This is a genomic window from Streptomyces sp. NPDC033178 (assembly GCF_055577685.1).
Genome location: NZ_JBVIPT010000007.1, coordinates 414,994 through 437,542, shown reverse-complemented (window position 1 = coordinate 437,542; position 22,549 = coordinate 414,994). Strand labels below are relative to the sequence as shown.

19 protein-coding genes are annotated in these 22,549 nt (G+C 71.0%); 3 read left to right on the top strand and 16 right to left on the bottom strand.

Annotated elements, in window-relative coordinates:
* Window positions 1-45: 45 nt before the first annotated feature.
* The 12 genes from ACZ5VQ_RS20470 to ACZ5VQ_RS20415 form a co-directional block, all read right to left on the bottom strand.
* The gene (locus ACZ5VQ_RS20470; RefSeq protein ID WP_469106114.1) at window positions 46-1,380 is read right to left on the bottom strand and encodes a beta-ketoacyl-[acyl-carrier-protein] synthase family protein; all 1,335 of its coding nucleotides are present in this window, start codon (window positions 1,378-1,380) and stop codon (window positions 46-48) included.
* Window positions 1,377-1,820: a 3-hydroxyacyl-ACP dehydratase FabZ family protein gene (locus tag ACZ5VQ_RS20465; RefSeq protein WP_469106113.1), complete on the bottom strand. Its 444-nt coding sequence runs from the start codon at window positions 1,818-1,820 to the stop codon at window positions 1,377-1,379. Before ACZ5VQ_RS20465 ends, ACZ5VQ_RS20470 begins: the two co-directional genes overlap by 4 nt.
* Window positions 1,817-3,091 carry a beta-ketoacyl-[acyl-carrier-protein] synthase family protein gene (locus tag ACZ5VQ_RS20460; RefSeq protein ID WP_362080885.1) on the bottom strand — a complete coding sequence of 425 codons (1,275 nt, stop codon included), beginning with the start codon at window positions 3,089-3,091 and terminating at the stop codon, window positions 1,817-1,819. The genes ACZ5VQ_RS20465 and ACZ5VQ_RS20460 overlap by 4 nt, the downstream gene beginning before the upstream one ends.
* Complete coding sequence (locus tag ACZ5VQ_RS20455; protein WP_469106112.1) at window positions 3,088-3,543, bottom strand: hotdog family protein; 456 nt, start codon at window positions 3,541-3,543, stop codon at window positions 3,088-3,090. The genes ACZ5VQ_RS20460 and ACZ5VQ_RS20455 overlap by 4 nt, the downstream gene beginning before the upstream one ends.
* A gap of 85 nt (window positions 3,544-3,628) precedes the next feature.
* On the bottom strand, window positions 3,629-4,396 hold the full coding sequence (locus ACZ5VQ_RS20450) for an SDR family NAD(P)-dependent oxidoreductase (protein ID WP_469106111.1): 768 nt from the start codon (window positions 4,394-4,396) through the stop codon (window positions 3,629-3,631).
* Window positions 4,393-4,815, bottom strand: a complete 423-nt coding sequence (locus ACZ5VQ_RS20445) for a holo-ACP synthase (protein WP_469106110.1) — start codon at window positions 4,813-4,815, stop codon at window positions 4,393-4,395. The genes ACZ5VQ_RS20450 and ACZ5VQ_RS20445 overlap by 4 nt, the downstream gene beginning before the upstream one ends.
* A complete protein-coding gene (locus tag ACZ5VQ_RS20440) occupies window positions 4,805-5,206 on the bottom strand; it encodes an acyl carrier protein (protein WP_362080873.1) in 402 nt (133 codons plus the stop codon). The genes ACZ5VQ_RS20445 and ACZ5VQ_RS20440 overlap by 11 nt, the downstream gene beginning before the upstream one ends.
* Window positions 5,207-5,343: 137 nt before the next feature.
* Window positions 5,344-6,363, bottom strand: a complete 1,020-nt coding sequence (gene fabD / locus ACZ5VQ_RS20435; RefSeq protein WP_469106109.1) for an ACP S-malonyltransferase — start codon at window positions 6,361-6,363, stop codon at window positions 5,344-5,346.
* 256 nt (window positions 6,364-6,619) lie between these two features.
* The gene (locus ACZ5VQ_RS20430; protein WP_469106108.1) at window positions 6,620-8,491 is read right to left on the bottom strand and encodes an AfsR/SARP family transcriptional regulator; all 1,872 of its coding nucleotides are present in this window, start codon (window positions 8,489-8,491) and stop codon (window positions 6,620-6,622) included.
* 219 nt (window positions 8,492-8,710) lie between these two features.
* A complete protein-coding gene (locus ACZ5VQ_RS20425) occupies window positions 8,711-10,939 on the bottom strand; it encodes an MMPL family transporter (RefSeq protein ID WP_469106107.1) in 2,229 nt (742 codons plus the stop codon).
* 54 nt (window positions 10,940-10,993) lie between these two features.
* The gene (locus tag ACZ5VQ_RS20420) at window positions 10,994-12,172 is read right to left on the bottom strand and encodes an FAD-dependent oxidoreductase (RefSeq protein WP_469106106.1); all 1,179 of its coding nucleotides are present in this window, start codon (window positions 12,170-12,172) and stop codon (window positions 10,994-10,996) included.
* A gap of 5 nt (window positions 12,173-12,177) precedes the next feature.
* On the bottom strand, window positions 12,178-13,998 hold the full coding sequence (locus ACZ5VQ_RS20415) for a DHA2 family efflux MFS transporter permease subunit (RefSeq protein ID WP_469106105.1): 1,821 nt from the start codon (window positions 13,996-13,998) through the stop codon (window positions 12,178-12,180).
* A 221-nt stretch (window positions 13,999-14,219) separates the two neighbouring features.
* On the opposite strand from ACZ5VQ_RS20415, the gene ACZ5VQ_RS20410 reads away from it, so the two are divergent.
* The 3 genes from ACZ5VQ_RS20410 to ACZ5VQ_RS20400 all read left to right on the top strand — a co-directional run bounded on the left by ACZ5VQ_RS20410 (window position 14,220) and on the right by ACZ5VQ_RS20400 (window position 16,350).
* Window positions 14,220-14,798, top strand: a complete 579-nt coding sequence (locus ACZ5VQ_RS20410; protein WP_469106104.1) for a TetR/AcrR family transcriptional regulator — start codon at window positions 14,220-14,222, stop codon at window positions 14,796-14,798.
* 160 nt (window positions 14,799-14,958) lie between these two features.
* Window positions 14,959-15,894 (top strand): NADP-dependent oxidoreductase, encoded by a 936-nt coding sequence (locus ACZ5VQ_RS20405; RefSeq protein ID WP_469106103.1) that lies wholly within the window; start codon window positions 14,959-14,961, stop codon window positions 15,892-15,894.
* A gap of 90 nt (window positions 15,895-15,984) precedes the next feature.
* Window positions 15,985-16,350: a PH domain-containing protein gene (locus ACZ5VQ_RS20400; RefSeq protein ID WP_055615870.1), complete on the top strand. Its 366-nt coding sequence runs from the start codon at window positions 15,985-15,987 to the stop codon at window positions 16,348-16,350.
* Window positions 16,351-16,437: 87 nt separating this feature from the next.
* Here the strand turns inward: ACZ5VQ_RS20400 and ACZ5VQ_RS20395 are convergent, their stop codons facing one another.
* The 4 genes from ACZ5VQ_RS20395 to ACZ5VQ_RS20380 are packed head-to-tail and all read right to left on the bottom strand — an operon-like array spanning window position 16,438 to window position 22,297.
* On the bottom strand, window positions 16,438-17,787 hold the full coding sequence (locus ACZ5VQ_RS20395; protein ID WP_469106102.1) for a DUF4407 domain-containing protein: 1,350 nt from the start codon (window positions 17,785-17,787) through the stop codon (window positions 16,438-16,440).
* Window positions 17,777-19,189 carry a hypothetical protein gene (locus tag ACZ5VQ_RS20390; RefSeq protein ID WP_469106101.1) on the bottom strand — a complete coding sequence of 471 codons (1,413 nt, stop codon included), beginning with the start codon at window positions 19,187-19,189 and terminating at the stop codon, window positions 17,777-17,779. The genes ACZ5VQ_RS20395 and ACZ5VQ_RS20390 overlap by 11 nt, the downstream gene beginning before the upstream one ends.
* Window positions 19,190-19,194: 5 nt before the next feature.
* On the bottom strand, window positions 19,195-21,447 hold the full coding sequence (locus ACZ5VQ_RS20385; protein WP_469106100.1) for a hypothetical protein: 2,253 nt from the start codon (window positions 21,445-21,447) through the stop codon (window positions 19,195-19,197).
* A gap of 19 nt (window positions 21,448-21,466) precedes the next feature.
* Complete coding sequence (locus tag ACZ5VQ_RS20380; RefSeq protein WP_469106099.1) at window positions 21,467-22,297, bottom strand: hypothetical protein; 831 nt, start codon at window positions 22,295-22,297, stop codon at window positions 21,467-21,469.
* Between the last annotated feature and the right edge of the window lie 252 nt (window positions 22,298-22,549).

The following is a 22,549-nucleotide window of genomic DNA, read 5'->3' as shown; positions in this document are numbered from 1 at the left end:
CCATCCCCCGTTTGTCTTCGAGTGCCGGTGCTCGACCGGCCGCGTTCAGTGGACCGCCCGCATGGAGAGGGCGGCGGCTTGCCCCTCCAGCCCCCGCGCCAGCGCGAGCGCGGTGCCGGGACGGGACTCGCGAGGGCTGCCCGGCACCCAGTCCAGATCGCACTCGGCGGCCGGTTCGTCGAGGTTGCTGGTCGCCGGGACCGTGCCGTGGTGCAGGGCCAGGGCGGCGACAGCGGCGTTCAACGCGCCCGCCCCGCCGACGAGATGACCCGTCTGCGGCTTGACGCTGCTGATCTGCGCCGCCTTCGCGGCGTGGCCGAGCGCGTCGTGCAGGGCGTGGGTCTCGCTCACGTCCCCCTGCGGTGTGGCGCAGCCGTGCGCCGCGATGTAGTCGGTGGTGGTGTCCCGTCGTGCGTCGTGCAGCGCGCGTGTGATGGCGCGGGTGAGCCCGCGGGCGCGGGGGTCGGTGGCGGGCGGGCGTACGCAGTCGGTGCCGCTGCCGAACCCGTCGATCTCCGCGTAGACGCGGGCGCCCCGCGCCAGTGCGCGGCCCCGCTCCTCCAGGACGAGCAGCGCCGCGCCCTCGCCGAAGACAGAGCCGCTGTGCTCCTTGTCGAACGGCCGGCAGGCGTCGGCGCCCAGGTCGTTGCGGGTGGTCAGCACGCCGAGGCCGTCCATCTTGGACATGGTCCACCAGGAGGTCGGCTCGTCGTAGCCGCCCGCGAGGGCCAGGTCGCACTCGCCGCGCCGTACGGCGCGGAAGGCACGCCCCAGGGCCATCGTCGAGGCGTCGGCGGTGCCCGCGAAGAAGTCGTTGGCACCCCGGATGCCGAACTTCTCGGAGATGTGGAACAGGGCGGCGGGCTGGAGCCCTTCGACGTAGAAGAGCGGTGCCAGGATCGACGAGGCCTCGCGGCCGAGCACCCCCAGGTCGGGGCTGCCGTCCTCGCGGCGGATGCGTCCGACGCCGCCGATGAGGCCGTCCATGCCCGGCATGTCCTTGTTGCCGCCGAGGAACAGGCCGGTGTCGTAGCCGAGTTCGGCGCCACCCGTCAGGCCCGCGTCGTCGAGGGCGAGCGCCGCTCCGGCGACTCCCAGCTGGTCGCCGCGGCACACCATCCGCAGGGAGCGGCGGCTGAGGTGGCGGGAGGCGTCGAAGCCGTGGATCTGCGCGCCGATGCGGGTACGCAGCGGGGCCGGATCGTAGCCGCTCAGCGGGCCGACGCCGGAGCGTCCGGCGAGCAGCCCCTCCCAGGTGGCCTCGGTGCCCTCGCCGAGCGCGGTGACCAGCCCGATGCCGGTGACCACCACCCGACGGGGTGTGCCGGTGCCTGTCTGCGGGCGCGGTTGCGTGTGTGTCTGCGTACCGGTGTCGTTCACGTCGCTTCCCCAAGGGTCATGGTGAGGGTGCGGGCGGTGGCGACGGTGCGGTCGCCCACACGGGCGGAGGCGCTGAGGTCCACGGACCGCTCGTGGCGGCCGGTGACGCGGACGTGGATCTCCACCTGGTCGCCGGGGCCGACGAAGTGGCGGAAGCGCACGCCGCGCACCCCGCTGAGCCGCCATCCCGTGGAGGCGGGGCCCTCGCAGACGGTCGCGGCGAGCGCGCCCATGCTCTCCAGCAGGAGGACGCCGGGCAGGACCGGCTTGCGCGGGAAGTGCGTGGCGAAGACGGCGAGGGTGTTCGGGATGTTGCGTACGGCCGTCGCCTCCTCGCCCGGCCGCACGCGCACGGCCCCGTCGAATTCCGGGTGGTGCCGGATCTCGTGCCGGTCGTGGTGCTGTTCCGTCGTCGTCGGCACGGCGGCGGGGGCGATCATGTGTCCTCCCGGTGTGCTCCGACGACGAGGCTGGTGTTGCTCCCGCCGAACGCGAAGGCGTTCACCAGCGCCGCGGAGACGGGCATCTCCCGGGCCACGTGGGGCACGTAGTCGAGGTCGAGCCTGCGGTCGGGGGTGTCGAGGTTGAGCGTCGGCGGCACGACCGACTCGCGCATCGCCCCGATGGCGGCCAGTACGTTGAGGCCCGCGCCGGCCGCGGTCAGGTGTCCGGCCATGGACTTGGGGGAGCTGATCACCAGCCGCTTCGCGTCCTCGCCGAACACCTTCTTCAGCGCGACGGTCTCGGAGAGGTCGTTGCCCGGTGTGCCCGTGCCGTGGGCCACCACGTAGTCGATGCCGTCCGTGCCGAGGCCGGACTCCGCGACGGCTCCTTCCATGGCCCGGTCGGCGCCGGACCCGTCGGGCGGCGAGTCGGTGATCCGCCAGGCGTTGAGTGTGCTGGCGTAACCGAGCAGTTCGGCCAGCACGGTCGCCCCGCGGGCGAGCGCGGCCTCGCGCTCCTCCAGTACGAAGACGACACCGCCCTCGCCCACGACGAAGCCCGAGCGGTCGTCGTCGAAGGGCCTCGACGCGTGCTCCGGATCGTCGTTGTACCGGTCCGTCATGGCGCCCAGCAGGCTGAAGCCGAGCATGTCGCACCAGCTGGTGAGCGAGTCCTGGCCGCCTGCCAGCATCAGGGTGGCGTCGCCCTCCTGGATGCACCGGAACGCCTCTCCCAGCGCGTGCGCGCTGCCGGCACAGGCCGTGCTGACGCCGATCGCGGGCCCGCGTGCGTCGAGCGCGCGGGCGAGGGCGCTCAGCGGAAGGTTCTGGTTGTCCATGAGGACCTGGAGCGGGCTCTGTGTGAGGAACGCGTCCGGCCTGCCGGTCTCCTGGCGCAACCGGTCGATGTCCACGAGGAGTTGCAGGTCGGGCCGGCCCACGCTGGCGCCCAGCGAGACACCGCACGCGTCGGGTTCGTAGGTGCCGGGGCCCACCCCGGCGTGCCGCATCGCCTCCAGACCGGCCGCGACGCCGAACCGGCCGGCGCGGGTGAACCGCCCGGGCCTGTGGTCGGCCGGGATCGCCGTGTCCGCGTCGAAGTCCCGCACCTGGCCTGCGATGCGCACCGGGAACTCGGACGCGTCGAACAGCGTCAGCGGTCCGATGCCGGAGCGGCCCTCGCGCAGGCCCCGCCAGGTGGAGTCCGCGTCGTTGCCGAGCGGGGTGATCGCGCCCATGCCCGTGATGACGACCCTGCGCCCTGTCATGCCGCCGCCTTCGTGCTGCCGAGGAGCTGGGCCGCCATCCGGGCCGTGTCGGCGGGGTCGTCCAGCTGTTCGGCGTCGATCAGCGCGCACATGATGCCGCTCGCCTCCAGCACGGTCCTGCCCTCGCAGGTGACCCTGCCGTCGATCACCGCGGCCTCCTCGCTGTGGGAGACCACCTCGGCCTCCATCCGCAGGATGTCGCCGGGCCGCACGGGCACGCCGGAGACCGCCTCGCGCACGGTGAGGAGCGCCGCACGTTTGCGGTGGTCGGTGCTCAGCATGATCAGCCAGGTGCCTGCCTGGCACAGCGCCTCCAGCATCAGCCCGAGGGGCAGTTGCGGGCCCTCGGGAGTCTGCCGCCAGTGGCCCTCGTGGACCGAGGTCACCTTGCGTGCGGTGACGCGCCGGTGGGGCTGCCAGGAATCGATGCGGTCGATCAGATGGAACCGCATGCAGTTCGCTCCTTTCTCGTCCGGGACGGCACTCGTCCGGACAGCTCTCGTCCGGGGACAGTTCTCGTCCGGGGACAGTTCTCGTCTAGGGATGGCCGATGCCGAGTTGTGCGGTGATCCCGCCGTCGACCTGCACGAGTTCACCGGTGACGTACGAGGCGTCGGGGCCCGCGAGGAACGTGACGACCGACGCGACCTGCCGCGGGTCCGCGAAGGAGCGCATGGGGACCTGTTTCCTCATGCCCCGGCCGCCGTCCTTGGCCAGCACGTCCCCGACCAGGTCGGTGGGCACGATGCCCGCCAGGACGCCGTTGACCCGTACGCCGAAGCGGGCGAGTTCGATCGCCGTGCTGCGGGTGAAGGCGTTGAGCGCGCCCTTGGAGGCCGAGTAGTTGGACTGCCCGGCCCAACCGCGCTCCCCCATCACGGAGGAGATGTTCACGATCGCGCCCTGCCGCTGGCTCATCAGCCCCTCGGCCGCCGCGTTCGTGCAGTGGTAGGCGCCGCCGAAGTTGACCCGCATCACCTCCCACCAGCCGTCGGGCTCCATGTCCCAGATCAGGCCGTTGTCCGTGATGCCGGCGTTGTTGACGAGGATGTGCAGGCCGCCGAGCGCCTCCTTGGCGCCCTCGACGAGTTCCCGCGCGGCCGCCGGGTCGGCGACGTCGGCCTGCAGGGCGACGGCCCGTCCGCCGGACTCCTCGATCTCCTTGACCACACCCAGCGCGTCCTCGCGGCTGGAGCGGTAGTTCACGGCGATCGCGGCGCCCTCGGCGGCGAGCGCCAGGGCGATGGCTCTGCCGATGCCCCGGGATGCGCCGGTCACCAGGGCGGCCTGGTCGTGGAGCTTCATGTCGTTGCCCGTCCGGTTGTGTCCTGTTGGTCCTGCGCGGCGCACACCAGGACGGCGTACGCGGTGGCGAGTCCCGCCCCGTGCGAGAGGGAGATGTCGGTCTGCCGCACCCGCCTGCGGTGCGCCAGTGCGGCCGCCCGGCCGTGCAACCGCAGTACCGGGCGTCCGCTGACCTGGTTCACGACCTCGACCTCGGTCCAGTCGGCGCCCGCCGCCCCGGTGCCGAGCGCCTTGAGCACGGCCTCCTTGGCGGCGAAGCGGGCGGCCAGGTGCTCCCCGCTCCGGTTCGGGCGGCCGGCGCAGTACGCCCGCTCCCGTCCCGTGAACACCTGGTCCGCCAGCTCGGGGTTGTCCGCGAGCAGCCGCTCGACGCGCGCGACCTCGACGAGGTCGGTGCCGACCCGTATCTCAGGCAGCACTGGCGGCGGTACGCGAAGCCAGCAGGTCGAGGAGGTTCTGGACGGTGAAGAGGCCCAGCACCCCGTCGGCCGTGAGCGGCTCGGTGAGCTGCGAGCGGTCGAACTGCGGGAGCACCCGCTCCAGGTGGCTCAGGCCGGTGTCGTTGACGACCTCGTTCTCGTCGCCGAACTCCTCGTCCGGGATGCCGCCCTGGAGCAGGTCGCCGATGTCGGCGACGGTGACCTTGACGCCGCTGACCCGCTCGATGCGGAACAGGATGTCGAGGAGGTCGATGGACTCGGCGCCCAGTTCGCCGAGCAGGGTGGCGCCCGGAAGCACCTCCGCCTCGTCGATACCGAGCGCGTCGGCGATGGCCTCCTGCACGGCGGGCAGCAGAGTGGTGGTGGTCATGGAGATTCCTTTCGGCTTTTCCGGCACACAATGTGCCTGTGTGATGGCGCCCCATGGGGCGCGGTGAACTGCGCGCTCGGCCACGGACGGCCCGTTGCGTTCCGAACCGGCCCTTGCCGCGGAGCGTCCGACGGGGCTCAGCCCGTCAGGACGCTCAGCAGGGCGCTGACGTACCGAGGGTCGTTGGTGCTGCGTACGGTCGCCCCGGGAACGGTGCGCCGGGCGAACCCGCTGAGCACCCGCCCGGGACCGGTCTCGACGTACGGGCCGAGCCCGGCGTCGCGTGCGGCGTGCAGCACGTCCAGCCAGCGCACGGGACCGGCGAGTTGGCGGCGCAGCAGCCGGCGGGCCTCATCGCCGCTGCGCACCCAGGTGCCGGTCACGGAGCTGAGCACCGGAAGGCGCGGGTCGCGGAAGGAGACGCGGTCGAGCTCGGCGGCGAACTCCGGCTCGATCTCCCGCATCAGCGAGCAGTGGAAGGGCGCGCTGACGGACAGCGGCACCACGCGCTCGGCCCCGGCCTCCGTGGCCCTGCGGCCGACCTCGGTCACCGCGGCGAGCTCGCCGGAGACCACGGTCTGCCGCTCCTCGTTGTAGTTGGCGACCTCCGCGACGCCGGGGGTGTCGCGGAGGTCGCACAGCGCCGCGACCTCGGCGGAACTCAGCCCGACCACGGCGGTCATGCCACCGGAGACCCGCCTGCCGACCGCGGCCATCAGCGTGCTGCGGCGCAGTACCAGGCGCACGGCGTCCTCGGGGGTGAGCACTCCCGCGGCGACCAGCGCCGTGTACTCACCGAGGCTGTGGCCCGCGACGGCGGCGGGCGTGAACCCGTGTTCCCGGCGCAGGGCTTCGTAGGTGGCCAGGCTGACCGCCAGGACGGCGGGCTGGGTGATCTCGGTGCGCGCCAGTTCCTCGGCGGTGCCGGAGACACAGATCTCGGCGAGCGGTGCGCCGAGGGTGCGGCCCGCGTCCTGAAGGACCCGGCCTGCGCTGTCCGGGTACCGGGCCAGAAGATGCTGTGCCATACCGGGCCGCTGTGAGCCCTGGCCCGGGAACATGGCGAACGCGGTGCCGGCACCCGCAGGTTGTGCGACCCGGGTGTGCCGGGCCGTCTCCTCCTCCCGTACGTCGGGCGGCGGAATCGTGAATGACATCTGTCCTGCCCTTCTGGATTTCCAAGACCGGGGGCCGTACACCTGCTCTCGACCCGCTCCCCCACTCTCTGCCGCGCAGCTGGGAGGAATCTTGATTGCACCTTGAAGGGATCCGGATGATCTGGAATGCGGCACGAAGTGCGGCAGGCGGTCCGGGCAGGAAGAAACCCCGGTCCGCGGGCCGTCCGCGGACCGGGGTTCAGGAGCCGGGAATTCCGTTTTCCGGGAAGAAATAGTTCCGTTTATTCCGCGGGTTTCAGCGCCCCGCCGAGGCGCAGACCTCTTCCAGCTCGGCCATTTTCCTGGCGAATATCCGGCGGAGACCGCGGATGCGGTAGTGAACGGTGCCGTGCGAATCCACTTCCGTGACATCCAGGAGATGGGCGTCCACGAGTTGTTCCAGTACCTCCTCGGCCTCTTCCACGGAGAGTCCGGACATGACCTGCTCGGCGGACACGGAGTCCGAGGCCGGCCTGCAGCCGAGCCGGCGCAGGAACTGCGACGCCAAGGGCGTCAACTGCCGGTAGACGCTGGTGAGGCGCTCCCCGTAGTCCAGCGATCCGTAGGAGAGCGTGTCCAGCCTGCGCTCCTCGTCCAGCGCGCGCTCCACCGTGATCCGCAGCGACCAGTGCGGGCGCGCCAGCAGGCGGTTGGAGATCGCGCGCAGCGGCAGCGGCAGCCCCTCGCACAGCGCCACGAGTTCCCGGGCCGCCGCGGGCTCGGCCCTTACCCGCTGCTCGCCCAGCAGGTCACGGAGCAGCTGAAGGCCGTCGTCGGGAGAGAGCGGCGTCACCGGAAGGACATGGGCACCGACGGGACGCAGCGAGGGGTGACGGCTGGTCACCAGCACTCCGCAGCCCGGTTCGTTGGACAGCAGCGGCAGGATCTGGCCCTCGTCCGCGGCGTCGTCCAGGACCAGCAGCACCCGCTTGCCGCGCAGCCGGCTCTGGTACAGCGAGGCCAGTTCGTCCAGGTCCCGGCCGTCGTCCGCGTCGGCCCCCAGGGCCCTCAGCAGCCGTACGACCGCCGCGGCGGCGTGCAGCGGCCGGTCGCTGCCGCCGCGCAGGTCCAGGAAGAGCGTCCCGTCCGGATAGTGCGTTCCCAGGCCGCGGGCCACGTTCATGGCCAGTGCGGACTTGCCGACCCCCGCTCCTCCGACGAGGACGAGAGCCGCCGGCCGCGACCGCTTCCCGGTGAGCACCCGGTGGATCAGGTCGACGTAGTTCGCGCGACCCGAGATGTCGGCGACGTTCCCCGGCAGCAGGTTCGGCCGGTCCGCCGCCGCCTCCCGCGGACGCGGCAGGCGCTGCTCGGCCGGCGCGGTGTGCCGGCCGGCGGCCACGGCAGCCACCCGCTTGCGGACCGAGTCCGGGGCGGGCGCGGCCCCGGCGAGCACCTGCCGGTGCAGCTCCCGTAGTCCGGGGCCGGGGTCGGAGCCCAGCTCGTCCGCGATGACGCGGCGCGCCCGCTCGTACTGGCTGAGGGCCTCGGCCTGCTGCCCGGAGTGCAGGAGGGCGCGGATCAGCTGCTCGTGCAGGAGCTCGGCGAGCGGCTCCTGCAGCAGGGCGTACCGCAGTTCGGAGATGACGGTCGCGCTGCGCCCTGCGTGCAGCTCCGCCTCCGCCCATTCGGCCAGGGCGTCGTTCTTGAGCTGCTGGAGGCTGTGCCTGAGCCGGGCCGCCCACTCGTTCTCCAGGCCGGCCAGCGCCTCGCCCTTCCACAGTTCGAGCGCCTGCCCGAGGACCCGGCAACGCTGGGGATCGCCGGGATCCATGGCGCGGGCGCGGGCCAGCTGGTCGCGGAACCGGTGCAGGTCTATGTGACCGGGCGTGACGTCCAGCCGGTAGCCGGAGGAGTCGCGCACCAGCCGAATGGGATTTCCCCCGTCCGGGTTCGCCGACTCCAGGACGCGGCGCAGTCGTGCAATGTAGGTGTACACGACATTGCGTACGCCTTCGGGCGGTGATCCCGCCCACACGCGATCTATGAGTGTGTTGATGGAAACGGGCTGCTGGGGCTCTATGAGGAGAGCCGCGAGAAAACTACGCTGACGTGCTGGGCCCAGGTCGATCTGCCGACTATTTATTCGAAGCTCGACAGGACCGAGCACTTGGAATGCGATATTCATCCGTGATCCCCCGTGTGGTGAATTATTCGCAATTTCGCAAGCAGGAACTCTACCTTCTGCATTGACGTGTTGCGTCGATTATCTCACAGGGGCGCTTGTGGCATAGATCAAGCAAGCCCTTGCTGTGTAAATCACCCATAAAATGTGAGTGCCTTGGGCAAGTAAGGACGGCCCCCCGGGGAGTCCGGGGGGCCGCCTGTCACCACATGCCTCACCGACTCAGCCGGGACTCTTCGTTCCTACGGCCGTCGTTTCCCCCTCCGCTCCGTCTCTCGGCGCGGGCGTGCCGGACGTCATACCGCCCGAGGAGGCGACGCCCGGTTCCTCTCTGTGGCCGTACCGCTGCCAGAAGCGGGCGAGCGGGTCCGGCGCCCACCAGTTGGCCGCGCCCAGCAGCCGCATCGCCGCCGGTACCAGCAGCGACCGGACCACGAGGGCGTCCACGGCGATGGCGATGGTCAGCCCCACCCCGATCATCTTGATGAAGGTGATGCCCGAGGTGGCGAACGCCCCCACGACCACGATGAGCAGCAGCGCGGCGCTGGTGATGATGGCGCCGGTACGCTGCAGCCCGACGGCCACCGCCTCGGTGTTGTCGCCCGTCCTGTCCCACTCCTCGCGGACGCGGCTGAGCAGGAACACCTCGTAGTCCATGGACAGGCCGAAGGCGATGGCGAACATCAGCACCGGCTGGTTCGCGTCGATGGTGCCGGTGGGGGTGAAGCCGAGCCATTCGGACAGATGGCCGTACTGGAAGATCCACACGATCGCGCCGAACGAGGCCGTGAGCGACAGAGCGTTGACCAGGACCGCCTTCAGCGGCAGCAGGACCGAGCCGAACGCCAGGAAGAGCACCACGAGGGTGACCAGCGCGATGAATCCCAGCATCCACGGCAACGTGCCGGACACGTCGTCGAGTTGGTCCGTCAGCTGCGCGGAAGGACCGCCGACCAGTACCTCGGCGCCGTCGGGGGGTTCGACCTCGCGGACCTCCCGCACCAGAGCGCGCCCCTCCGCGGAGAACTGGTCGAGATCGTGGCGGACGAGGAACAGGGTGGTGTCGCCCTTCCGCGCCCCCACGCCGACGTCGGCCACGTCCGGCAGGCCGGCGACCCGGTTCCGGTAGCCGGCCTGCTCGCCCTGCCCGCCGCCGACCACGACCGTGATGGCCTCCGCCTCGCCGGCGGTGAAGTCCCGCTCCAGGTCCTCGCTCACCTGGCGGCTCACGGCACTGGAGGGCAGGGCCCGCTCGTCCACCGAGCCGAACATGACGTTGCGGAACGGCAGTCCGAGCGCGATCAGGCCCACGACCGTCGCCACCAGATAGACGACGGGCCGCCGCATCACACTGCGCGCGAGCCGGTACCACGGTCCCGTGGCGGCCTCGCGGGCGTCCGGGGTGCGTCGGCGCCAAGGCAGCCTGACCCGGCCGGAGTCGACCCGGTGCCCGAGCAGACTCAGCGCGGCGGGCAGCACGGTGAGGGAGCCCAGCATGGCGACGAGCACGGCCGCGAGGCCTCCCATGCCCATGGACCTCAGGAACACCTGGTCGAACCACATCAGGCCGGTCAGTGAGATGCCCACCACCAGGCTGGAGAAGGCGACGGTACGGCCCGCGGTCGCCACCGTGCGTTCGATCGCGTCGGGGACCTCGCGCCCCTGCCGCAACTCCTCGCGGAAGCGGTTCACGATGAACAGCGAGTAGTCGATGGCCAGACCGAGGCCCAGCATGGTGACGATGTTGACGGAGAAGACCGAGACGTCGGTGGCCATGCTGAAGCCGCGGAGCACGGTGAACGAGCCCAGCACCGCCAGCACCCCGATGAGCAGGGGCATGCTCGCGGCCACCGCGCTGCCGAACACCATGAGGAGCAGCAACATCAGCAGCGGCAGCGAGATCGCCTCCGCGCGGCCGATGTCGCTGCCGACCTGTTCGCCCAGCTCGTGGCTGACGGGCACCTGGCCGCCGAAGCGCGCGGTCAGGCCCGCGGACTCGGCACGGGGCTCGATCCTGTCCCGGATCTCGGGGAACAGCTCGCTCCTGGCGTCCTCGTCCTTCTCGGAGAGGGTGATCACCGCGTAGGTAGAACTCCGGTCGCCGGAGACCAGCGAGGGCGACTTCGTGTCCCAGTACGTGACCTTCCTGGCCACGTCCCCGGGGGCGACGGAGTCGATGGACTCCGTCACGGCCCGGCGGTAGGCGGGGTCGTCCACCTTCATGGTCGTGCTGGAGTAGAGCACGATGATGTCGGCGCTCTGCCTGCCGAAGGTGTCCTCGACCCGCTCGGCCGCGCGGGCCGACTCACTGCCGGAGTTCTGGAAACCGCCCGCCGTGAGGGACCCGAACACTCCGGTGCCCCAGACGACGCCGAGGGCGGCGAACAGCCCGGCGCTCAGCAGGACGGTCTTCGCCCGTCGATGGACAAACTTCCCGAGGGCTGCGAACAAGAGACGTACCTTTCCAGTGGTGGGCACGCGTCCGGTGCCGGGCGCGTGCGGCTGTCAGGTCCGGCCGGCGGAGGACGCCCAGCGGGTGCCGTAGCGGGCGTCGGCCTCGATGCTCTTGAACGCGCCCCGCTCCCACCCGGCCCGCATGATCAGGTGGCGGGCGCCGACCGCGACCGGATTGGACCAGGAACCGAGCTTTCCGAGGATGTTGGCGGCCTTCTGCATGGAGGCGGTACGCGGCTTGCGCTCCGCCTCGTACGCGGCGAGCGCGGTCGGCACGCTGTCGTCCGAGCGCAGTCGTTCGGCCAGGATCACGGCGTCCTCGATGGCCTGGCAGGCGCCCTGTCCGACGTTGAAGGACATGGGGTGCGCGGCGTCGCCGAGGAGCGTCACGCGCCCCTGCCCCCACTGGGTGTCGGGGGCCCGGTCGACGATGTCGGTGCGGATCACCGTGGACTCGTCCGTCGCGGCGATGATCCGCTGGACCGGGTCGGCCCAGCCCTGGTGCCGCCGGGCGGTGGTCTCCAGTACGCCGGGGCCGTCGGTCCCGCCGGCCGGGCCGTTCTCCACGCTCATCCAGTGCACCCGGCCCGGCGCGATGTCGTAGTAGACGAACCTGGTGCCGCGCCCGAAGATCGAGCGGAAGCTCCCGGCCGGGATCACGTCCGGGCCGAGGGAGGCGATGCCGCGCCAGGCGACGCACCCCGCGTACCGCGGCGGCGTGCTGCCCATCAGCTGCGTACGGACGGCCGATCCGATGCCGTCGGCGCCGATCAGCAGGTCCGCGCGGTCGGTGCTGCCGTCGGAGAGGCGGGCGGTGACCCCGTCGCCGTCCTGCTCGAAGCCGGTGAGCGCGGTGCCCGTGCGGATCTGTGTGTCGGTCAGACCGGTCTGCAGTACCTCGTGGAGCGCGGAACGGGCGATGGCCACGGTCGGCTGGCCGAACCGGTCCTCGAACTCGCCCACCGGCCAGGAGCCGAGCAGGTCGCCGCGCCAGGTGCGGAACTCGCAGAACTGCTGCACCGGGGCCGTCTTACGGACCGCGTCGGTGAGGCCGAGGCTCTCCAGGGCCAGCATGGCGTTGGTCCACAGGTGGAGTCCCGCTCCGCCGACGCGCAGTTCCTCGCCGCGTTCGTAGACGGTGGTCCGGATACCGGCCTGGTTCAAGGCGACAGCGGCGGCGAGGCCGCCGATGCCTCCTCCGGCGATGATCGCGTGCTGGGCAGTGGTCATGGTCGTCATTCCTTTCCGTGGGAGACGGGCTGCGGTGATGCGTCGAGTGGGGCGTCCTCGCAGTTCAGCGGGTCGGGACACGGCACGGGCCGCTCGGCCCGGCGCTCGACGATCAGCCCGTCGGTGAGGCGGAAGGTGAGGTTCTGGACGGTGTGTACGGCGCCCTTGGTGCCGCGCTGGCCGAGCAGCCGCCGGGTCGGCCGGCCCTGGAAGTGGACCCGGACGCGGACGCTGTCGCCCTCGCCGTGGATGTCCTCGACGCGGTACGCGGTGTCGGTGTAGGCGTTCAGCACCTCGGTGATGCTGTGGTGGACCCCCGCGACACCGGCGGGCGCTCCGGGGTAGGGGGCGTGGTCGACGACGTCGGGGTGGTAGATCTCGTCGATCACCGGCAGGTCCCGGCCGGACAGCGCCTCGTCGAACAGCCGCCGTACGACACGGAGGTTGGCGTCGGCCACCGCGGGCATCGGGGCTGCCGGGGCTGCCACGGGGGCGGGCCCGCGCGGGATGGCGAGTGTGAGTACGCAGGCCACGGCCAGCACGGCGGCGCCGATCCAGAGCGCGGGCACCAGACCGTCGGTGAAGTCCCGCGGCGAGCCGTAGCCGCCTCTCGCGGCGAAGACCGCGCCCATCAGGGCCACGCCCAGCACACCGCCGAGCTGGCGCAGTGCGTTGTTCACGCCCGAGGCGATGCCCACCTCGGCCGGGGCGGCCCGGCTCATGACCAGGTTGGCCACGGGCGAGAAGAACAGGGCCATGCCGACGCCGATGAAGACCAGCGGTGTGATCAGGCCCGGGTATCCGCTGTCCGGCCCGACGACCGCCGCCAGCCAGGCGAGGCCCGCCGTCTGGAAGGCCATGCCGAGGGCGACGACGGGGCGGCTGCCGATCCGGTCGGAGAGCGCGCCCGCGACCGGTGCCACGACGATGGGCATCGCCGACAGCGGCAGGGTGCGCAGCCCGGCCTCCAGCGCGGAGTAGCCCATCACCAGCTGCAGGAGCTGGGTCAGCAGGAACAGTGAGCCGTACAGGCCGACGAACATCAGCAGGCTGGCCGAGTTGACCAGGCTGAAGGCCCGGTCACGGAAGATCCGCAGCGGCAGCATGGGTTCCGGGGTACGCGCCTCCCAGGCCAGGAAGAGCACCAACAGCACAGCTCCCAGGCCGAATTCGGTGAGCGTCGCCACCGAGCCCCAGCCCTGCGAGTTGCCCTCGATCATCGCCAGGACCAGGGCGAACAGTCCCAGGCTGACCAGCAGGGTGCCGACCGTGTCGAGCCGGCCGGCCGGGCCGTGGCTCTCGCGCAGCCGCCGGTGGGCGAGCGGGACGAGGAGCAGCCCGAGCGGGACGTTCACCCAGAAGATCCACTTCCAGGACATGCCCTCGACCACGACACCGCCCACCAGCGGGCCGAGGGCCAGAGCCAGTCCGTTGGCCGCGCCCCAGACGCCGAAGGCGAGTCCGCGCCGCTCCTTGGGCACGGCGGTGGTGAGCAGGGTGAGGGTGAGCGGGGCCATCATCGCGGCGCCCGCGCCCTGCACCGCGCGGGCCGCGATCAGCGCCCCGGCCGAGGTGCTCAGCGCCGCGGCGACGGAGGCCGCGGTGAACAGGGCGACGGAGAGGACGAAGATCTTCCGCCGCCCGTAGCGGTCGCCCAGGGCCGAGCCGAGGAGCAGCAGCACGGCGAAGGCGAGTGTGTAGGAGTTGACCGTCCACTCCAGCTCCTCGATGCCGCCGCCGAGATCCTCCCGGATCGCCGGCAGGGCCGTGACCACGATGAGGATGTCGAGGGAGGCCATGAAGCCGGCCAGAGACGTGATGATCATGGCCCAGACAGTGCGGCTGCGGTCCACCGCAGCCACGGCGGTCGAACGCTCGGACACCATTCCTCCAGAAGCGGGATCGTCCGTGTCGGACGGCGGCGTTCAGAGGCATGGCTCGGCCCGCAGACCAACACCACCCCCGTGGATTCCTAGCGACACTAGCAATCCTGTCAATGGCATCGCAATGGTGATTTTCGTGGCCCCCGGGTGGCTAATGTGTGGGCATGTCGATCCATGCACGGCGTGAGCGCGAGTACCGACGCCGCAACCAGCTCATCGTGGACACCGCGCGTCGGCTCGCCGAGGCGGAGGGCTGGCATGCCGTCACCACCCGGCGGCTGGCCGAGGAGATCGAGTACAGCCAGCCCGTGCTCTACAGCCATTTCCAGGGCAAGGAGGCCATCGTCGGGGCGGTCGCCCTGGAGGGATTCGAGGAGCTGGCGGGCACCCTGCGGGCGGCCCGGGAGTCCGCGGACGGCGCCACGGCCGGGCTGCGCGCCGTCATAGCGACCTATCTGGACTTCGCCCGGGACAACCCGGCGCTCTACAGCGCGATGTTCGAGCTCTCCTCACCGCTGGCCTTCGCGACGGCCGAGACTCCCCTGCCGCTCATCGAGACCTTCGGCGAGCTGATCTCGGCGGTCGCCGCGGTGACGCCGGAGCACGACGCCGAACTGGCCGCCGAGGTCATCTGGGGTGCCCTGCACGGCATGATCGTCCTGTCCCGCAGCGGCCGGCTGCGCCCCGGGCTCGAAGGGAACCGGGTGGACCTGCTGCTCGCCCGGTTCACGCCGACGGGCTGAGCCGCGCCCCCCTGCCTTCAGGGCCTTGTCCAAGCCCTTCGCGCGGCCGCTCCAGTTCCCGTCAAGATTCGCGACCACCTCCTGCGTGCAGGCTGCTGCCGCGGACACCTACGGTCCGCCGGCGACGAGCGGTACGGACGAGCGGTAGACGGGGGCACCCATGAAGGCGGTTCATTTCCGGCGCTTCGGCGGCACCGAGGTCCTGGAGTACGACGACCTCCCCGAACCCGTGCTCGGCCCCGACCACGTCCTCGTCCGGATGCGGGCCGCCGCGCTGAACCCCATCGACTGGAAGGCCCGCGAAGGACTGCTCGCGCCCATGATGGAGACGGTGTTCCCCGTCGTCACGGGCTTCGACCTGGCCGGAGTGGTGGAGCGGACCGGCCTCGCGGTCACCGAGTACGCGCCCGGCGACGAGGTGATGGGGTTCGTCTGGCCCGACCTCCTCGGCCGCGGCACCTTCGCCGAAGTGGTCTCGGCCCCGGTCCGCACCGTCGTGCCCAAACCGCCGGGGCTGAGCTGGGCCGAGGCCGCCGCGCTTCCGCTGTCCGGTCTCGCCGCGTACCAGAGCCTGGTGCACCGGCTGCGCGTCGGCCGCGGCGACACCGTGCTCGTGCATGCCGCCGCGGGCGGGGTCGGCGTCTTCGCCGTACAGATCGCCGTGGCGCTGGGCGCCCGTGTCATCGGCACCGCGAGCGAGGGCAACCACGACTTCCTGCGCTCACTGGGCGCCGAACCGGTCGCCTACCGCGGAGCGTCGGCCGAACGGATCCGGGCGCTCGCGCCCGAGGGGGTGGACGCCGTCCTCGACGCGGCGGGCAAACGCGCCCTGCGGGCGTCGCCGGACCTGCTCGCGCCCGGCGGACGTCTCGTGTCGGTGGCCGACCCCCAGGTCACCGCGCTCGGCGGGCAGTACGTATTCGCCCGCCCCTGCGCCGACGACCTCACGGAGCTGGGGCGGATGACCGGCGACGGCCGGGTCCGGGTGGAGATCGCGCGCACCTTCCCGCTGGAGAAGGCGGCCGACGCCCACGAGCTCATCCGCATGGGCCACACCCGGGGCAAGCTGGTGGTGACCGCCGACCACCTCACCTGAAACGGTGCCCCGATTGCCCTACAGTGTGAGGATCTTGTGACATCACGATCCGGTCCGCATCCGGTTCCACACATCCAACGGGGGCACATCATGGCGCTGTTCGGGAACGCGCACACCATCGATCCGGCGAAGGCCCAGCACGACTACGCGCGACTGCTCGGGCAGGACGAGCAGGTGTACGCGGCGTACCTGCTGATACGCGACACCATCCTCTTCACCGACCGCCGTCTCATCCTGGTCGACAAGCAGGGCATCACCGGCAAGAAGACGGAGTACCACTCCGTCCCCTACCGCAGCATCACCCACTTCTCCGTCGAGACCGCGGGCCACTTCGACCTCGACGCCGAGCTGAAGATCTGGATCTCCGGCACCCCGGCCCCGATCGAGAAGACCTTCACCAAGGGCGTGGACATCTACGAGGTCCAGGCGATCCTCACGCAGTTCGTGGCGCGCTAGTCACGCGACGACGCTCCCTGCCGGCCGTACCCGGAACACCCTGTCCCGCGCAGCCCGAACGACTGCGCGGGACTACATCGTTCCCTGTCAGTGACGGTCGCCGCGGAGGATCCTCGCGGCCCGGGCGTCCAGCTCGGTGCGCAGGCGCAGGGAGCGCTCGGCCTGCGTAAGACGGTGGTCGTGTTCAAGGCTCTGCATCCGGTCGGTCGTCTCCTGCTGGATGCGGTGGCGCTGCACCTCGTGCTCCATCTCGGCACAGGCGTACTGCACTTGGAGGTCGTCGGCATGAATCCGGCGGCTCGTCTCGAAGCGCGCAGCGAGCAGTCGGTCGTACGTCGTGGAGCCACTCATCAGCTTGGCCAGGACAGGCATGGCGTCGACGGTCAGCAGCAACAAGTGCAGCACGATGAACAAGAAGGCCGCGAACCAGTCGTTCCAGGCGACGGATTCGAGCGCATGGGCGCGGGTGAGGAGGCCGTCATCGGCGAGTTCGGACTGCCGCTTCTGCACCGCGGTCTCGATACTCCGCTGCAGGGCCGGCGCGTAGGAGTCGGCGACCTTGTCCCGCTGAGCGGTCAGAGTGAGGCCCTCCTCCGTCAGGTCCGCCAGCCGCGTCTCGTACTCCTTGATCCGTCCGGCCTTGCGGTACGAGGAGGAGTCCGCACGGGCGCGCTCGCAGGTCTCCGTGACGTCGGCGAGGCCGGGGCCGTACCAGATCCACTTGTCCCGGCCGCACTCGCGCCGTTCAGTGGCCATCTTGCCGTTCAGCGTCTTGTTGATCCGGTCGACCTTGGTCTGCATGCCCGCGGTCCGAGCGGCGTTGTCCTTGATCCGCCTGCTGAGCTCGGCCGGCGAGTCCGCCACACCGAGCTGGAAGTCACGGCATCCGGCGCTCCTGTCCTCATCGCCGTTCTTCGGGTTGCAGTGCGTCAGCATGCCCTCGTAGTGGTCCATCTCCTTGTCGTTGCTCACGGCGATCTCCGCCCGGATCTCCTTGTCGAAGATCTGGAACAGCAGCGGCTCGGCGATGGAGATGCTGAGGAGCAGGGAGATGACCAGGCGGGGCAGCAGCGTCCGCAGCAGGCGCCCGGCCGGTACGCCATGGGTGGTGGACACCAGCCAGCTGTCCAGGGCGAGGATCACCCAGAACCAGACCACGGCGACCGCGATCACGACCGGAAGCGGGAGGCCCCCGCGGTAGATGGAGAACGCCACGGCCATGGAGACACCGGCGAGCAGCGCGGTGTTGAGGACGACGACGCCGTACCGCGTGAAGCGGGGGCGTTCCTCCGGCACATGGTCCAGAACATCCTCGCGGATGCCGATCATCCGGCGTAGCAGGACCGCCGCCCGGTTCCGGTCGGGGTACGCCGGGCGGAAGGGCACGGGTGGCTCGGAGACCGCGTCGGCCGGCCGGACCGGTGCGTCAGTCGCCAAGGTTCTCCTCCAGTCCGGCCGAACCGATGTCGCCGTCGGCAGCGCCGTCGTCCTTGCCGGCGTCGTTGACCGCGGCGGCTTCGTCGTCGGTGCCGCCGGCCATGGGCTGATCGAGGCGCTCCGCCTGCGCCGTCTGCACACCCTGTTCCAGTGCCTGGGGCCCGTACTGTGCGCTGTTGACCTTGATCAGGGAGTCCATCTCGACATGCGAGGAATCGCCGTGGCCCCGGTTGATGGCCCGCGTCTTGAGGTCGTGCTCCACCTTGAGCACGTCCTCACGCCACGCGCGCTGTTCCTCGCGCAGATGCTTCTCGTCCTCCCGCGCCTCCATTCGCGCCCGGAGGCCGTCCTCACGCGTGCTCTGCTGGTGCGACTCGCGGATCCGGTCGCCCCGTTCGAGCCGGTATCGGGTGTCCTCCCGCTCGACGGCCTCCCGACGCTCCAGGTACTCCCGTTCGAGCCGAGCCAGCTCGTCCTCCTTCTCGTGGCGTCGCGCCTCGTCCTGGCGCCGCTGCTCCGAGAGCTCCTTGGCCGAGATGCCCCCCTTGTGGAAAGCGTAGAAGTCGGTGGCGGTCGGGTCGTTGCCGATTACGTGGAGGTCGTCCGCCACCTGGTCCCGGTCGAACCGGTTCCGTTGCGCCTTCATCGTGAGGTCGTGCTGCTGCCCCTCGGCGCTGGAGCCCCGCTCGTACTGCAGGCGGAACTTCTCCAGCTCCTGACGGTGCCGCTCCTCCAAGAGGGCCTTCTCGGCCTCGGCGCGCGCCCGCTCCAGCGCGAGCTCCTCCTCGAAGCGTTCCCGGTCCCTCCTGCGCCGGGCCTCCTCGACCCCGCGCACATGGGCGGCGAGCTCCTCGGGCGTGAGGACGTCCACCGCGCCGGACTGGGCCCGCAGGCCCGAGACGGCGGGCGGCTGCATCTCCTGGTACGCGGCCAGCCGGGCGTCGACCCGGCGGCGTACGGTGGCCGAATCGACGATCGGCAGGTCACCGCCCTCCTCGGCCAGGCCGGGGATGCCGCGCAGATAGCCGAGGAGCAGCGCCTCCACATCCGTGACACCGTCCCGTACGACGGCCCGCGCGTCGGTGACGGTGCAGTGGAAGGTCGTCCGCACCGTGAAGTCTCCCGCCTCGGCGGACGGGATCCGCATCTCCACCACGACGGGCACGCCGACGCTGCGGTCGACGACGGTGACGGAGGTAGCCGCGACCAACACGCGGTCGTCGGACTGTAGTTGGCCACTGTCCTCGACGTAGTCCTCACCGACCCGGAACACCCGCACCTCGTGTGCGGCGAGCTTCGGCAGCTCATCGTCCCCCCTGACTGCACGCTTGCGCAGCAGGCCGACGCGCTTCTCCGCCCGCCCGAACTCCCGCTGCTCGACCAGGGGATACTTCTCAGCCATGTCTGTCAGTCCTCCGTGATCAGTACAGCGGTAAGGAAGATGTTGACGAGCCGTGCGGCAACGGCGTCGTCGGAGCGGGCAGCGACCGGACGCAACTGCGCTTCCAGGAAGCCGCGTTCGGGATGCTGCAGTTCGGCACCCACGGCCCTGCCCACGCGCCGCGCGACGGACTCGGGATCCTCGCTCGCGGCCGACAGTGCGCGCAGCATGTCGTACAGGGCACGCAGCGCCGCGGCCCGCCGGGGCCGGTTGCACACTGCTCCGGCCCACAACTCTCCGAGTCTGGCTGTCAGTTGTGGCTGCTGGTCGGCCAGCTCGGCGCACACGGGACGTCCTGTCCGCAGGTCACGCACCGTCAGGACAGCCATGACGGTGTCGAAGGTGGCCTCCTTCAGATGAGTGGCAACCGCGGTGCCGCGCTGCAGGCTCAGCCGGTGCGCGAGGGCCCGGAAGACCACGCTCGCGTCCTGCCGTCCCTCGGCCAGGACAGCGACGAGGTCGGCGAGGGCGTACATCGCCGCCCTGGACCCGGGTCCGCTCCGGCTGATCAGACGCCACAGCCACTGCACGGCGTCCGTGGGGAAACGGACGCCCAGTTCCCCGCTGAACGCCCACGCGGCGGTCGACCGCAGCCGCGGGTGCGACGACTGGGCCCAGCCGCGGGCGATGGTGAGCGCGGTGGCGCCGAGAGTCTCGTCCAAGCACATCCACCACAGCACCATCGTCGCCGTGGACTGTCCGTTGGCCCCTGCCTCGCCCCGCGCCCAGGGGTTCAGGTAGGAGTCGGCGACCTCGTCGAAGGCGGGCCGGGCAAGCAGCGCCAGGCCGGAGGCGACGGACAGGTGCAGGCCACCGTCCGGCTCGATGCGGACGAGGTGTGTCAACCAGTCCCGTACACCGTTCCAGTACGACGTCGAGTGGTTCTTCCACAGCTCCTGAAGTACCCACAGGCGGTACTGCGGGCTGGGGAACACCACGACGGTCCGGCTGAGGGAGCCGTGCTTCTGCTCCTCTGCGGCGGCGAGCGCGTTCCGGCTCAGGGAGCGCCGCCGGTCGACGTACGGCCGGGGCGCGGCCGCCTCCTGGTCGCCGTCCGCGGCGGCCTTCTGCCCGGCGGGGTGTACGTCCGGGAAAGCCGGGGCCAGATACGGCTCCAGCAGGGTCTGGGCCGACTCGAAGTCACGGCGCCCGGCGCCGGTGACGAAGGCCAGCGTCGTCACCTCGGCTATCTCCTGCAGCGAGCGGTCCGCGACGAACCACTCGCGGACGGGCTGCGCCGCGCTGCTGCCGTACTCCGGCCAGACCCGTTCGGGGTCGCCGCCCCGCGCGATCCGCTCGGCCGCCGCCGCGGCCTCCGCGATCCGGCACCCTGCGGGCAGCTGATCGACGGCCTCCTTGACCACCTTGTCGTCGCAGCCTGCCTGCCGCAGCCGAACGCGGACCACGTCGGCCAGGTCGGGGACCTCCCAGTCCACATGGCGCACCGACTCGGGCGGTTGCCCCTCGACCGGATGCACGGTGGTCACGACCAGGTGCGCCCCCTGTTCACGCACCTTGTCCCGCACCCGCCGCCAGTCGAAGTCGACCGTCCCGGACGCTCCCTCATCCATGCGGTCGAGCAGCACGTAGCCGATGCCCGGCGCGAAGGTGAGACGGCCCGCCAGCTCTTCCAGGCTCCGGTCGGGCGACAGCACGACGTACTCCACTCCCCCGGTGACTTCCTTCAGGAGCTTGACCGCACCCGATCGCTTGCCCCAGCCGGGCGGACCGGCCAGCACCACCACACCGTCCCGCTGCAGGGCACGGAATGCCGTCTCGAAGCAGGGCGGCTCGACGTACGGCGCGAGCAGTGCGTGCGCCTCACCGGCGTCGATGCGGCCGATGGCTCGCCGACGGGCGTTCCCGGGCTCCGCGCCCCCGATACCGAAGCGGGCCTGCCGGGCGTCCAGGGAGCCGTTGAAGAACTGGTACACGTTGTTGTGGTGGACCTGAGCGGGCTCGGGATCGGGGGCGGCCGTGTCCTTCGCGGAAGCCTCTGTCTCTGCCTCGGGGGGATCCACGGGGTCAGCGGTGTCGTCGCCCTCCCCCGCGTCGCCCTCCGTCGAGCCCTTCACGGAGTCCGCGCCACCGTCGTCCGCAGGTCCGGGTCCTGATTCGGGTTCGGGTTCGGGTTCGGGTTCGGGCGTCGTCTGTTCCTGATCCTGCCCGGCAGGGCGCCGGGAGTGTTCACCCTGCTGTTCGCGCTGTTCCTCGTTCATCCTCGGCCGTCACTCGGTGTCACTTGGAGATTCCGAAGACGGCGTCCTCGGCATTGACGGTTCCGTGGAAATGCTGAACCACCATGTTTTCAGGGGCAGTTGGTGCACCCTGGGGGCGCGCGGCAACCGCTTCACCACCCCCGCCTCGCGGGCCTGCCGGGGCACTCGGACCCACGCCGTCCAGATCCAGCCCCCGGGCGTCGTATCCGGGCACCCAGATCCACGCCGCCCCGGTGTACTCCTTCTCCTCGATTCCCACCTCGCGGAACTCCTGTGCCCGGATGGTCGTGTACGCCTCACGGACGACGTCGTTGAAGACGGTGGACGAGACCGCGACAGCCAGACAGGCGTCCGGTGCCGCAGCCAGGACGGATCGCAACACCGCGCTGTCGAGGATCCGGCCGATCTCGACCGGGGCCCTGCCGGCGAACCCGTTGGCCGCCGGCGACACCGTGCCGAAGTGCACGGCCGCCCTGAGCCTCAGCCACACCTCCGGCAGGCGCCCATGGTTGAAGGCCCGAAGGCCCGCGTCCAGGCTGCGCATGAACGTATCGACGAGGTGAGGTTCGGAGGCTCCCTCGGGCAGGACCGCGAACACAGAGTCCCCGGCCACCTGCGTCACCCACCGCTCCCGCTCCAGCCCGGCCGCGGCGGCCGCCTGCCCGAGCAGTCGCTGAATGGCCTCCTGCAACTGCGTCTGCGTCAGTACGTCGACGCCGCCGTACCCCTTCGCGTCGACCGCCAGCAGCAGTCTGCGCCCGAACGCCCCCATGCCGCCCGGTCCACCTACGCCGTTCACCGTCATGACACCCCTCGTGTCCGTGCCGTCGGGAGGGAAAGGATGCCGCACGCCCCAACTCCCCGCCTGATCAATGGAGTTACTACCTGGCAGTAGAAAAATCCGAGGCCATCCTCGTGGACATCTCGGACAGACCGGCGTCCGCTCCCCCCACATGCGGACGCCGGTACCGCCAGTCGTACAGGGACCGCAGGACTCGGATCCCGTGGAAATACGGGATCAGCCACATCGGCCACGATGCGGAAATCCATAGAAGTGACTGGTTCCTACAACGGAGTCGGCGCCTACTGGGCTGGAGCGTGG